Here is a 14,265-nt window from a genome sequence, read left to right as displayed (position 1 = left end):
AATAGCAGATCCGCAGGTCTATGCAGAAACAATAACAGAGAAGGAATTAAAAGAACATTTGTATATCTATGCTTCAGATGAGTTTCAGGGTAGAGAAACAGGTCAACCCGGACAAAAAAAAGCGGTGGACTATTTGCAGGCCAATTATAGGGCAATGGGAGTCCCGGCGGCTAAAGAGGATGGTGATTATTTGCAGGAAGTTCCTTTGGTATTCCCCAAATTGCCTGTGGGCTCCATAATGGCGGGAGCGACTAAATATGAGTTAGGAACCGATTTTTTAACATTTACACCTATTGAAGGAAATTTCAACGAAATTATTTATGCAGGTTATGGGATTGAAGACACGGGGTACTCAGATTATGAAGGATTGGATGTATCGGGAAAACTTATTTTAATTAAGGCAGGGGAGCCTGTGAAAAAAGACGGCACCTACTTGATTTCAGGCAGTTCTGAAAAATCTGTTTGGAGTAATAAGTCTGATGCTGCAGGAGCCAGATTAAAATTGGCCAGAGATAAAGGAGCCAAAGGGGTACTATATTATGATCCGGACAATTACGGCCGTTATAAAAGATATTATGACTATTTGAAAGGGAGTGATAAAATGAAAATGGAAATTAAGGTTGAAGAATACGATGCCGCATTAGTTTTCCTTAGTGAAACCATGATTAAAAATATATTCCCTGCCATAAAGGAAGCACAGAATTCAGGAATAATTCCACAGCCGATATCTTTTAACATTAAAAGTAATAATGAGGCCGTATCGTCTGAAAATATTGCGGCAATTATTCGTGGTTTTGAAAAACCTGATGAGTTTATAGTCATATCTTCACATTTAGATCATATTGGAGTCAATGATAATGGTGACATTAATAATGGTGCAGATGATGATGGCTCCGGAACAGTTGCTATGCTAGAAATTGCCGAAGCTTTTAAACAGGCTGCAGATACGGGAAACGGACCAAAAAGATCTATAGTATTCCTGCATTTTACCGGTGAAGAAAAAGGATTACTTGGATCAAAATACTATACAGATAATGACCCTGTATTTCCTTTGTCTCAAACTGTTGCCAACCTTAATATAGATATGATAGGGCGTATTGATCCTAAACATGAGAGCAACGGTAATTACGTGTATCTCATTGGTTCAGATAAATTAAGTACGGAACTTCATAACCTATCCGAAGAAATCAATGATAAATATTCACAGCTGAACCTTGATTATACCTATAACGATGAAAATGATCCCAATCGTTTTTATTATCGGAGCGACCATTACAATTTTGCGAAAAATAATATTCCTGTCATTTTTTATTTTAGTGGTACCCATGAAGATTATCACAGACCCGGGGACACCCCTAATAAAATAAACTATGACTTACTGGAAAACCGCACGCGACTGGTCTTCTTTACTGCCTGGGAAATTGCGAACAGGGATGTGCGTATTGAGGTAGATGTTACCCCATCTAAGTAAAGATTAAAATATAGTAGGAATAATTAATTCTTTTCCAAATTCCAGGCTAATCGAAATAAGCTTAAAAGATAAGCCCCATCATTTATGACAGGGCTTTAGAAAACTAATAAGGGTGGAAGACCGGGTTCGAACCGGCGACCTCTGGAACCACAATCCAGCGCTCTAACCTGCTGAGCTACAACCACCATTTGCAAGCGCTGGCAAAGGTAATTTTTTTTACCCATTGTTTCAAACTAAACTCCTGAAATTTTTAGTGCTATATCATGGTTTAAACCTCAAGCCAAAATCGCAAGTGCTCATCGAAAAATCATTATTATATTTAAAAATACCGATGAAATACACAATATAGCAGATAAAACACACAATATTTGGCGTTTCACAACATAAATTAGACCATTAGGCATCACAGATGTAATTTTATTTCGAGAATTGGTTAGTAACCCATGCCCTTAATTTTGACCTACATCCGGACCCATTATAAAGACATCATTAAGCATGCTGCAATTGTAATACTCGTTATTTGCAGTATTTCAAATGCTAATGCTCAGCAGGAACTGCAAAAAAAATACATAGACAGTATTAGGGAACTTAGGTCACGAAAAGACTTTTCCCCAAAGGACACTGTATATATAGACCTTTTGAGCGATTTAGGGCATCAACTCAGATACTATAATACAGATAGCCTTTTTCTACTCTCCAATGAAGTTCTTCAACTTAGTATAGATTCGGGTTATAAGGAAGGCGAAAGTAAAGCAAGACTGCGCCTTGGTGATTACTACTCTGACAAAGGTGATTCAGATAATGCAATTTTTAATTATAGTGCAGGTCTTGATATTGCTAAAGAATTGGGAAATAAAAATTTGAGCCTTCGCGTTATGAATAACCTGGCCTCCGAAAATGCCTACAAAGGAGATTATGCCCATGCTTTGACGGGATACCTTAATGCTATCGAAATTGCAGAAGAAATTGGCAATAAAAGGATGTTGTCTATTATGAATGAAAACATCGCTAATTTATATGCCTCCCAAAAAGATTATGAACAATCTCTTGATTTTTACAAAAAAGTAAAGAAAATTAACGGGGAACTGGGTAACGAGATAATCATTGCAGAGACTTTGAGTAATTTGGCTTCAACCTATGCGGATATGGGTAAACTAGACTATGCCATGTTTAATATAAATAAAAGCCTTGCCATTTTTGAAAAACATAAAATTATGGATTGGTTGGCTTTTACCTATGAAATAAAAGGCAAAATATATTTAAAAGAAAACAAGTACAAATGGGCTCTTTATTGGTACAACCAGAGCGAATTGCTGCATAAAGAGTTGGATGACGACCGCGGTAAGATTGACCTCTTTAACGGAATGGCCGAGGCATATTTAGGGCAGGGCAAGGATAGTCTTTCAGAAAATATAGCGCTTCGGGCCTATGAAATATCCGACAGAATACAGTTCATGGAAGGGACTCAAAAATGTGCTTATACTCTTTACAGAATAAATAAAAATAAAAAGAACTTCGATCAGGCTTTAAATTTCCACGAACTCTATCAAACACTTTCTGATACCTTATCCAGAAATGAGAATAAGAAGAGTTTGACCATGTTAAAAACCCAGTCTGAATATGATCTACAAAAGCAATTGCTCATTGAAGAAAATGATAAAGCATTGGCAAAACAACAGCGGTATATCATAGCTGCATTCTCCATATTGGTAGTCTTTATGATAATTATAGTTTTGGTATATCGGGCAGAGAATATCCAGAAACGACTTAATAGGGAATTAGAGGCTAAAAAAGAAGTTCTGGAAAAAAGAGAATCTGAGTTGCAGGAAAGTAATGAAACAAAAACTAAATTGTTCTCCATAATAGGACATGACCTTCGAGGTCCCGTTGGCGCCCTGCAAGAACTACTAAGGCTTTATTCTGATGGTGATATTGAGACCGATGAATTTTTAGAATTTGTTCCTAAATTAAGGGAAGATGTTGATCACGTTTCATTTACCTTAAATAATCTACTAAGTTGGGGCAATACCCAGATGAACGGTGCTGTAACCAAGCCTTCTCTTATGGCTCTGGAATCACTGGTTTCTGAAAATATTAAATTACTATCTGAAATTGCTAAAAAGAAATCTATAAAAATTGTAAGCGAGCTTACGGAAAATACACTTACATGGTCCGATAGTAATCAGATTGATATTGTTGTGAGGAACCTTATCAGTAATGCTTTAAAATTCACTCCACAAAACGGGATGATAACTATATCGGCACGTGAGCGAGATAATTTATGGGAAGTTGCTATAAGAGATACAGGAGTAGGAATGGATAAAATTACAGTAAAGAATTTATTTGAGAAGAATTCAAATATCACTACCTACGGTACAGATAACGAAAAAGGGACAGGTCTAGGACTATCTCTATGTAAAGAAATGGTAGAGAAGAATGGCGGCAGTATTTGGGTGGAAAGTGCACTGCGCAAAGGTTCTTGCTTCTTTTTCACACTCCCCAAAAGAGAGAAAAGTTATAGCAAGGCAGTTTAAAAAATATCCCAAAGATTTTTAACCCCTATATGACGTTCCGCAGTAAACCCTTCTCCGTATTCAACACCAACCAAACGCCCTAAATCCCTTGCTCTGTAAGCAATACTATCCGTAAAATTTTTACTGCTAATTGGTGTATTGGGTTCTTTACTATCCGGATCATAAAATTGTGAGGCATAAGCCGAAATAGCTTTCATTTTTATGTCAATAAATCCAGATACATCAACAACCAAATCAGGTTCCAGGTTTTTCCATTGAATGTAGTGATAAACTTGTTTTGGCCGCCAGTGTAACTGCCATTGGTCATCCCCGGGTAACTTTGAATCTATTTTTATCAGCCCACTCAGAAAACAAGCATCACTTACCAATTTACTTCCTTTGGCATGATCTATATGCCTGTCTTCTATTGCATTACATAATACTATATCTGGCTGATATTTTCGCACTAATTGAATTACCGCCATTTGATGGATTTTATCATTCGTAAAAAAACCATCGGCGAATTCTAAGTTCTCCCTTACTGAAATCCCTAATATTCTTGCCGCATTTTCGGCCTCTTTATCCCGGATTTCGGCAGTACCCCTGGTACCTAATTCCCCTCTGGTCAAATCAATAATACCTACTTTTTTACCATTTGCGGTTGCTTTGGCTATGGTTGCTCCGGCTCCTAACTCCGCATCATCAGGATGTGCTCCAAAAACTAGAATGTCTAACTTCATTTAATATTTTTATGGTAATTTATTGGTTATTTAAAGCAGGTTGTTTCGCTTTTACTTTTTTTAAAGCCTGTTCAATATCTGCTATCAGATCTTCCGCTTCTTCTATACCTAAGGAAAAGCGTATTAACCCATCGGCAATTCCCTGCTTGTATCGATCTTCTGCCGATAGCAGGGCATGTGAAGTCTGTGTTGGCGAAAGCACTGTGCTCTCTATACCTGCTAAACTCATGGAAGATTTAATAAGTTTAAGTGCTTTTCGAAAATCAGTAGCATTAATTGATTCCTTAAGTTCAAAGGAAAGCATCCCTCCAAAACCGTTCATTTGTGATTTAGCTAAAGCATGATCCGGATGGGAGGTCAGACCGGGGTAATTAACCTGCTTAATATCCGCATTTCCATGCAAATACTCGGCAAGCCTCATCGCATTTTCATTTTGACTTTTGACACGAATACCCATGGTCTTTATACTGCGTTCCAACAGCCATACGGTATAATCGCTAAGACTACCTCCTAGGTTTATTGCTAATTGGAAAATACGCTCCATATTTACTTTGGATGACGCAATGGCACCTGCACAAATATCTGAATGTCCTCCCATATACTTTGTGGCACTGTGGATAACCACGTCAATACCAAAATCAATTGGGTTTTGATTTACCGGGCTGGCAAACGTATTGTCTATCATGGAGATTAAGTTGTACTTTTTAGCAATGTTTGCAACAGCCGCAAGATCAGTGATAGTCAATAAAGGATTCGATGGTGTTTCAATATAAATAACCTTGGTATTTTTCTTGATTTTTGCTTCAAAATCTATTGGTTTCAGGCCTTCAGTAAAAGAATAGGATATCCCAAAATTTTCAAATTGTTTTGTTACCAAATTGTGTGTTCCCCCATATAACATATTTTGTAGTACCACATGATCACCAGTCTTTAAAAATGCCAGAAGCGCGGTACTTACAGCGGCCATTCCACTTCCAAATATCATTGCATCCTCTGCGTGTTCCAGAGCTGCTATTTTTTGTGACAAGGCCTTTTGGTTTGGGGTGTTGAAATATCTTGGATACCTTTTAATATCCACATCATCAAATGCATATGAGGTACTCATATACAAGGGAGAAACAGCCCCTTTGTACTCCTTATCCTTTAATTCACCAAAATGGGTGCAAATAGTATTAATCCCCTTATTGTTCTGTTTCATACAAATTCTATTAATGACTAAAGTTACAAAAATAGGCTATACCTGAACTTTTTTCCAATGGCCTTTTCTAAACCAGATGATCGCGATAACAGACAGCATTACCTCAGCTAATGTTATGGCCAGAAACACGCCCAGAGCACCTAATTCAAATGTAATTGCAGCCAGGTAAGCAAAGGGCAATTGAAATCCCCAAAAAGCAATAAGATTAATTTTTGTGGGCGTTTTTGTGTCTCCTGCCCCATTGAAAGCCTGAGAGACAACCATCCCATAAGCGTAAAAGATATAACCCGCAGCAACAACCTGCAGGCAAAGTGCCCCATTCTCAACAACGCTGGTAACATTAGTAAAAAGGCCTATTATTTCAGGAGCAAAAAAGAGATAGATTAAAGAAACAGCCAGCATAAAGTAGGCATTATATTTTCCGGTAATCCAAACCGACTTCTCCGCCCTTTCGGGCTGTTTCGCGCCTAAATTCTGGCCAACCAATGTAGCCGCGGCATTACTCATTCCCCATGCAGGCATAAAAGTGAACATCATTACCCTGATGGCAATGGTATATCCCGCCAAAACTTCACTACCAAATTCGGACATTAACCGCATTAAAAAGACCCAGCTAGAAGTCCCTATCAAAAATTGAGCGATACCTCCCAGGGAAACCTTTATAAGATTAAGCATTACTCCTGTTCTTAATACGATATCACTAACGGCTAATTTAATTCTGCTCCATCCAAAAAATAAGATCCCCAACTGGAAAATTACAGCGGTACCTCTGCCAATATTTGTAGCTATTGCTGCTCCCATAACACCAAATTCGGGAATGGGACCCCAACCAAAAATAAAAATAGGATCCAGAATAATATTAAGTCCGTTAGATAGAACTAATGTCCACATGGCAACAGAGGCATCCCCTGCCCCTCGGAAAATGGCATTGATTAAAAAAAGTAAAACTATTGTGATATTGCCTCCAATCAGCAATTTAGTATACCCATAGCCCTCTGCAATTAAGTCGGGTTCCCCACCCATAAGTGCCAATATTTCCTTTGAATAAAGAAACCCCACTACGCCTATAGAAACAGCCACTGCTATCCCCAACAGTATTGCCTGCATAGCGGCTTGCCTGGCGCCTTTAAGGTCTTTCTCACCTACCCTTCTTGCTACAACGGCAGTTGCAGCCATACTAAGGCCAATGGCAATTGCATATACCAGGGTTATAACAGATTCAGTAAGGCCTATTGTGGCTACCGCATTTACACTTACCCTGGATACATAGGCTATATCAACAATAGCGAATATAGATTCCATCATCATCTCAAGGATCATGGGTATGGAAAGCATAAAAACTGCCTTGCGGATACTACCCGTAGTGAATTCGGTTTCTTTTCCGGTAATGGCTATTATAAAATACCTGTAAAGCTTATTGAAAGTAATTTTATTCTGATGTGTCATTTTAAAGAAATCATATTAATTGAAGAATGAAATGTCTTATAATCTTCCGGGGATGGAGATTATTTTTCGGTAACTACCCCTATGACATTTATTGCTAACATAATTTCTAGTACTTCATGATTAAACAAAGATGCAAATATTACGGGAAATACAAAAATGAATCATATGGTAGAATTACTTCATAGATTGCTCTAATTCAGCTATTTCCTAATCTAGCTTCTCCGGTCCTTCAGAATCATTGTGAATCGTATGAATACTTATTTAATGTAATTCAACTTATATCGCCAATAGCTGATTCCTCCTAACAATAATACCCCAAATAGTGTATACCAAATAAAGACAGGAGTAATTACCTGAGACCCACTGGCATAACTATGAAGCCCAACCAAATAGAAGTTTACCCCAAAATAGGTCATCATAATGCTTCCAAAAGCAAGGATGGTTAGAAAATTGAATGTCCATCTTCCACGTAAACCCGGCACCAGTCTGGTATGTATTACAAAGGCATATACCATAATTGAAATAAGAGCCCAGGTTTCTTTAGGATCCCAGCCCCAGTATCGTCCCCAGCTTTCATTGGCCCATTGCCCCCCGAGAAAGTTTCCTATGGTAAGCATTATAAGTCCCACGGTAATGGAAAGTTCATTAATTATTGTGAGTTCTTTCAGGTTTAATTCCATCCGCTCCTTGTTCCTGGCATTGGTTAGAATAATTAACAAAAGAGATACTATTCCAAGAATCATCCCAACGGTAAGCGGCCCGTAACTGCCGACGATAACGGCCACATGTATCATTAGCCAGTAACTGTCTAAAACAGGGACCAGATTTGCAATTGACGGATCAACCCAGCTTTGATGTGCAATCCACAATAGCATGGAAGTAACAAAGGCCGATGCTGCAATGGTCATATTATTTTTCCGCCCTAAAAGTAACCCCATGCCCATTGTAGCCCAGGAAACATAGAGAATACTTTCATAGGCATCACTCCAGGGAGCGTGCCCGGAAATATACCAGCGCATGATTAATCCGGACGTATGCCAGATAAAAAATATATAAATTATTCCTTTAAATAAGTATGTGGCTATATTCCATATCCTTCTTTCCTTAAAAATTGTAAACACAAGAACAAAGAACATAAGGATACCAACAAGGGCATAGTATTTATAGAGGCGATTAAAAATATCGAGCTTGTTATAAATAATTTCTGCCTTTACCCTATTTTCTGATGGAAGCACCTCGCTACCATGGTTTTGTTGGTTCTGATGAAATGCAGCCAGTAGTTTATCTGCTTCGGTATAATCCTTATTTGCTATTGCACTTTGGAGAGAATGCAAATAATACGGAACAGCATTTTTGATAAAATTCGCATAAAGTGAGTCAGATACTTTGTATTGCCCCGACCTGTATTCTACGGCAGACACCCATTTATTATTCTCATCATTCAACAAAGGGAAGATTTTTATAATTTCTCCACTAAGTGCCCTGTTTAATAGCCCAAGGCGTAAATCGACATCTTTGTAATCCTGTTGAAATTTATCCGGAGTGCTTGTGGCATAAGCATCTTGTAAATATGGCGCTAGTTTATAAGCCCCTTTGGAGTCAAAAAAATCGGTCGCTTTTACGTATCTCTGAGATCCTTCTACTCCTATTATACCCCGGAGGCTATCATTTTGCCCTTTTTTATCGAGGGCTATAAACTCTGTATTGTACCATAGGGCCGGGTTTAACATCATGGATAAGAATACCTGATCGGCATTCAGGTCTTTATATTTATCCTTAAAACTCAGTTTACGAAGTAGTTCTGAAGAAAACGTATTTAACGGTTTCATTCTTCCACCATCGTCCTGGATGACCAATTCTCCAAATTTCGCCGCATGCTCTTTAGTAACAGTAGAAGATTCTAACAGGGAATCTAGTTGCTGCTGACTTGGGGTATTTTGGTGATTATGGTCCCCGTTCTGAGGTTTTACCTGGGCATTTAAACTTAAAACTCCAAAAAGCATTATAACGGAAGCTACTGCCTTTTGCTTCTTTAATTTATCTAACCCCAGAGTCAACTCCTTAAATCGGGTTTTGCCAAAGAACATAATCCCCATTAAGCCAGTATATAATAAAAAGTACCCCATATAGGTAATCCATGTGCCCCAGAAATCATGATTGACTGAAAGAACGGTTCCACGTTCATCCGGATCAAAACTTGCCTGAAAAAACCGGTATCCCTTATGGTCAAGAATATGATTCATAAAAATATCATAATCAAATGGCCGTTCGTCCTCCACCGTAACTTTACTCATAAAAGAGGCATAGCTTTTTTCAGTTCCGGGGTATTTCTCGGCAATAAAATCGTTCAGTTTAATGCTGAATGGCAATTGATAAACTTTTGATCCATATCGAAGACTAAAATCCAAACCCCCTACTTTGAATTTATCTGAATAATTACTGGAACCCTTGCCTCCCAACAATTTTTTCGTAACCGTTTCACCATTGCTGCTTATCTTGAGAACCAGGGCGTCCTGGGTGGCTGGTGTAATTTCATTTTCCGACACACTTACAACCCCATAAGAGCCCTGAACAAGTGGCTCAGGTAAAACAAATTGCATCCCCCCCATATTGTAAAGAGATCGTAACTGAAGCTCCTGCAAACTGTCTTTTAGAACCTTGCCCTGAAACTTATCTGCCATTCTCATAAAGCTCCCTTCGAAAGGTGATCTAATTTGATAAATACTGTCGGTAGTAATTATATTTACAGCACCCTCCGTTTCCTTGTTCAACGAAAAAAGAATATTATGGATATTCGCTACCGTCCCATTTTCGAGATAATGTTCATGCCTGTTGCCATCTCCGGCTTCCACTATTTTTAAATAGTAAGCTCCTTTAGTATCCGGTATTAGGTCGTTTTTTGCTCCTTGAATGAAACTGTCATAAGCAATGGTAACCTCTTGTCCATTAAAATCGGATGTCCAGGGTAGATTAGATTTTATGGCTTCCGGAGTTACGATAAGGTCGTCTTCAAGAATTTTTCGTTTAGGCTCCCCTTCTATTTCTCCATCAATAAATACGGTAAGAAAGGTTTTATCTGAATAGAAAACATTTTCTGTTCTCCCTTCCCGGATAGGCATCATACCTTCAAAACTTATATATCTGGTAACAAAGGCGCCCAAAATAATTAGAATCCAGGAGATATGGAGTGTTAAAACAGGCCATTTTTCCTTGCGCAACAGTCGATAACGAAAAATATTACCAATAAAATTGATTACAAAAAACACCATGATCAACTCAAACCAGGTGGCATTATAGATCCAGATTCTTGCAGTTTCAGTGCTGTACCAACTCTCTATGAAGGTGCCAAATGCCATGGCGGTAGCAAAAACAATGAAAAGAACTGCGGTCAAACGGGTAGAAAAGAAAATCTTCTTAAACAGCTCTTTCATCCTATTGAGATAATTTTGAATTCAGGAGGCAAAAATAGGATATTTTAAGTAGATAAGAATAGTATTAACATACACTATTATATGAATAAAAAAGAGGTGTTAAGAACTTAACTCCCAGATTTTTTATAACTTAAAGAAAAAATAATTAAAACTATGAAAAATGGAAAGAAAAACATTTATTCAAAAAACGGCGGGCTTATTGCTAATTGGCATCCCCGCCTATTCTCTAATCGGATGTTCTAGTTCCGATGATGGATCAGGAAGTCCTGATCCTGATTCTTTACCTGATCCAGATCCTTTACCGGGGGAAGCCAATTGTCTTGAGAATGGTACAACAAATGCAATTGGCGGTAATCACGGACATACTTTAGAAGTCTCTGCAGCTGATGTGAACGACGGCGTCGCAAAAACCTATTCTATTATGGGCAGCGGTACACATAATCACAGTTTAACAATCTCAGCTGACAATTTTAATAGTTTGCAAACAAATGATTCCATTACTGTAACTTCTTCAAACGATGATGGCCATACGCATGCTGTTATTATTTCATGTGCCTAAAACCAATTTCCTCCATTTAAAGGCAGTCTATTAGACTGCCTTTTTTGTTGCAGACAAAACATTTTTTTTAGTTTTCCATACCCTTAACAAATACTGTAAAATTGCATTTAGTATACAGAAATGAAATTAATTATATCCTTATTTTAGCACTATGATTACTATAGTTATAGTTGGCACGGGGAATGTAGCACAACAGCTTTTTACTGCTTTAGATAACAAAAAGGGGGTTAAAATAATTCAGGTCATAGGACGCGATAAAAAAAAATTAACGCCTTTTAAAAATTGTCCGAATACAGCAACAAATTTTGAACATATTTTAGATTCAAAGATTTATATTATCGCTGTAAATGATGATTCCATAAAGACTGTAGCACAACATTTTAAAAATAAATCGGGACTTCTTGTACATACTTCAGGAACCATGCCTTTATCGGTACTCCCGCCATCAGTGAGAAGAGGTGTTTTTTATCCTTTGCAGACTATCAGCAAAGAGCGTAAAATTGACTTCAGCGCAGTACCAATTTGTATTGAGGCGGAAAATAGTGAAGACTATGATGTTCTTACGGAGCTTGCAAATACCATTTCTAATCAGGTACAAATAATGACCTCTGATCAGCGAAAATTAGTGCATCTGGCTGCGGTATTTGTAAACAACTTTACAAATCATTTATATCATATTGGAAACGAAATTTGTAATGAGGCTGAAGTTCCGTTTACTATTCTGAATCAACTAATTTTAGAAACAGCCAAAAAAGCAACTCAAACGCCGGTCTTAAATGCTCAGACAGGACCTGCTATTCGGAATGACAAACTCACGATGAAACAGCAGTTAGAACTTTTAAATAATAAAAATTACCGGGATATTTATTCTGTGATAAGTAATTCAATTCAAAAAACCCATGGGAACAAGCTATAAAAAAATTTTAAAGGATATTACAACATTCGTCTTTGATGTAGATGGAGTATTTACTGATGGAAATGTACTAATTACCTCAGAAGGAGAATTGCTCCGTAAAATGAGCGTAAAAGATGGATATGCTCTTAAAACGGCGCTACAAAAAGGATATAATGTCTGCATAATCTCAGGGGGCACAAATGAAGGTGTGAGCATAAGACTAAAAGGGCTTGGCGTAACAGATGTTTATCTTGGGGCATCCATGAAGGAAGCGCCCCTAAAAGAGTATTTGTCCAAGCACAAGATAGACCCTGAAAATGTACTTTACATGGGTGATGACCTTCCGGATATTCCGGCTTTGAAACTAGCCGCTATCGCTGCTTGCCCGCAAGATGCCGTTCAGGAAGTCAAAGAGATATGTAATTATATATCACACAGGCATAGTGGGGATGAATGTGTGAGAGATGTCATTGAACAAGTCCTGAAAGTACGTGGCGATTGGTATACTAATTTCAGCGCCGCCAACGACTAGCCCCATGATAATTGAAAAAGTAAAGAAATTCCATATCATCCTGGCTTCCGCATCCCCGCGAAGGCAGGAATTCTTTAAAAAACTTGGCCTCAATTTTGAAGTCCGCCTAAAGCCTGTTGATGAAATCTTTCCCGAACATTTAAAGGGAGCAGATATTGCTAATTTCCTTTCCAAACTAAAAGCAGCGCCCTTTCTGGCAGAGCTTAAGGCAAATGACTTACTAATAACTTCAGATACTGTTGTTTGGCACAAGGATACGTTTTTAGGGAAACCTGTAAATGAAAAGCAGGCCTATTTAATGTTAAAATCAATGTCTGGCGATTGGCATGAAGTCATTACATCGGTTTGTTTCACCCGCACCAATGATCAACGATTGGTTAGTAGCAGTACGAAAGTAAAGTTCAAGGATTTGACTGACGAGGAGATCCGCTATTACATCAAAGAATATAAACCTTTTGACAAAGCCGGGGGATATGGCATCCAGGACTGGATTGGGTTAATTGGGATCGAGGAAATTAAAGGATCATATACCAATGTTGTAGGATTGCCTACCCAACTGGTATATAAAACCATAATGGAGATGATGGGTTGAGTGAATAACTTCAAGAATATGAGACTGTTGATTAATTTTGACCACAAACCTGTAAAAATCATACACTATTAATTAAAAATTACTACTCTCAGTTATTGCACGTTCATTCCTGATCATTGACATAATTATTAGTCATTCAGTCAGTGCCTTCACTAATAAAACATCCCAACTAAGTTTAATCAAATCAGCAGAATGCAATTTGCGTTACAGTACATTTACCTATATGCTGCATAATTCTTTAATCAAATATTGAAATTCAGTAAAAATAGAGTGAACTAAATAATATTGGAGATGCCTTAGCTGACTGTGTAAACATATAAATTATTTTATCTTTGATTTTTAATTGAAGATCCATTAATCTTCGAAAATGAAACAGATTTTTGGGTGAATATTTTAAAAAGTTAAAATTTCAGTGCGAGATTGGTTTTATTGGTTATTGGGGCCTTCGCGGTTCCCACGGATAAAACCGACACAAAGGCCGCGTATGGTTTGGGAGGATTACCGGCGAAGTCCGCCAATAATGCAATTCCTCCCTGAAAAAAATGATAGGAAAATGCGTTATAAGCTGATCATCAGAGCCGTGCCTTTTGGCCCTTAACTTTGTGTATAGTATAGACCAGGGGTAAGATGTCTAGAATGGAAGCCGGACATTACGACAGCCTAAACCTGTTGAATAAAATAAAGATTCGTTTTTAATAACAAATAGATCGTAATGATAAGGCCTAAGTTTCTCTTTATAACAATGCTTATGATGCTCCCTTTTTTTGGGATAACTCAGGATGTGATAAATGATTTAGAAAATATCTTAATCAGGAACGTAACTGTGATTGATCAGGAAAGAAAGTCTGAAGATGTAGTGGTAAGTATTCTAATTAAACAAGGGAAACT

Annotated in this window: 10 protein-coding genes and 1 tRNA gene; 6 read left to right on the top strand and 5 right to left on the bottom strand. The window is 37.8% G+C overall.

The genetic code is table 11. The annotated features are described in order from the left end of the window. A partial coding sequence (locus tag Q0X66_RS13710; protein WP_297707329.1) for a M28 family peptidase occupies positions 1-1,471 on the top strand: 1,471 nt, incomplete at its 5' end. 110 nt (positions 1,472-1,581) lie between these two features. On the opposite strand, the gene Q0X66_RS13705 is transcribed toward Q0X66_RS13710, so the two are convergent. After that, positions 1,582-1,657: transfer RNA gene (locus Q0X66_RS13705), tRNA-His, on the bottom strand. Between the two features lie 257 nt (positions 1,658-1,914). Between Q0X66_RS13705 and Q0X66_RS13700 the strand changes: the two genes are divergently transcribed. Beyond that, the gene (locus Q0X66_RS13700) at positions 1,915-4,005 is read left to right on the top strand and encodes a tetratricopeptide repeat-containing sensor histidine kinase (RefSeq protein ID WP_297707327.1); all 2,091 of its coding nucleotides are present in this window, start codon (positions 1,915-1,917) and stop codon (positions 4,003-4,005) included. Here the strand turns inward: Q0X66_RS13700 and bshB1 are convergent. The 4 genes from bshB1 to ccsA form a co-directional block, all read right to left on the bottom strand. After that, positions 4,002-4,724 (bottom strand): bacillithiol biosynthesis deacetylase BshB1, encoded by a 723-nt coding sequence (gene bshB1, locus Q0X66_RS13695; RefSeq protein ID WP_297707325.1) that lies wholly within the window; start codon positions 4,722-4,724, stop codon positions 4,002-4,004. The genes Q0X66_RS13700 and bshB1 overlap by 4 nt on opposite strands. A gap of 19 nt (positions 4,725-4,743) precedes the next feature. Next, a complete protein-coding gene (locus Q0X66_RS13690; protein ID WP_297707323.1) occupies positions 4,744-5,922 on the bottom strand; it encodes an aminotransferase class I/II-fold pyridoxal phosphate-dependent enzyme in 1,179 nt (392 codons plus the stop codon). Positions 5,923-5,958: 36 nt separating this feature from the next. Further along, positions 5,959-7,368: an MATE family efflux transporter gene (locus Q0X66_RS13685; protein ID WP_297707321.1), complete on the bottom strand. Its 1,410-nt coding sequence runs from the start codon at positions 7,366-7,368 to the stop codon at positions 5,959-5,961. 257 nt (positions 7,369-7,625) lie between these two features. Continuing rightward, complete coding sequence (ccsA, locus tag Q0X66_RS13680) at positions 7,626-10,799, bottom strand: cytochrome c biogenesis protein CcsA (protein ID WP_297707319.1); 3,174 nt, start codon at positions 10,797-10,799, stop codon at positions 7,626-7,628. A 160-nt stretch (positions 10,800-10,959) separates the two neighbouring features. Between ccsA and Q0X66_RS13675 the strand changes: the two genes are divergently transcribed. The 4 genes from Q0X66_RS13675 (at position 10,960) to Q0X66_RS13660 (ending at position 13,377) form a co-directional block, all read left to right on the top strand. Then, complete coding sequence (locus tag Q0X66_RS13675) at positions 10,960-11,358, top strand: hypothetical protein (protein ID WP_297707317.1); 399 nt, start codon at positions 10,960-10,962, stop codon at positions 11,356-11,358. Between the two features lie 151 nt (positions 11,359-11,509). Continuing rightward, on the top strand, positions 11,510-12,274 hold the full coding sequence (locus tag Q0X66_RS13670; protein ID WP_297707315.1) for a Rossmann-like and DUF2520 domain-containing protein: 765 nt from the start codon (positions 11,510-11,512) through the stop codon (positions 12,272-12,274). Continuing rightward, positions 12,258-12,785 carry an HAD hydrolase family protein gene (locus Q0X66_RS13665; protein ID WP_297707313.1) on the top strand — a complete coding sequence of 176 codons (528 nt, stop codon included), beginning with the start codon at positions 12,258-12,260 and terminating at the stop codon, positions 12,783-12,785. Before Q0X66_RS13670 ends, Q0X66_RS13665 begins: the two co-directional genes overlap by 17 nt. A gap of 4 nt (positions 12,786-12,789) precedes the next feature. After that, positions 12,790-13,377 carry a Maf family nucleotide pyrophosphatase gene (locus Q0X66_RS13660; RefSeq protein ID WP_297707312.1) on the top strand — a complete coding sequence of 196 codons (588 nt, stop codon included), beginning with the start codon at positions 12,790-12,792 and terminating at the stop codon, positions 13,375-13,377. The last annotated feature ends 888 nt before the right edge of the window (positions 13,378-14,265 follow it).

The organism is uncultured Eudoraea sp., assembly GCF_947260015.1.
Taxonomy (GTDB): Bacteria; Bacteroidota; Bacteroidia; order Flavobacteriales; family Flavobacteriaceae; genus Eudoraea.
Note: the sequence above shows the minus strand (reverse complement) of the source record. Positions and strands in the feature narration are given on the sequence as shown.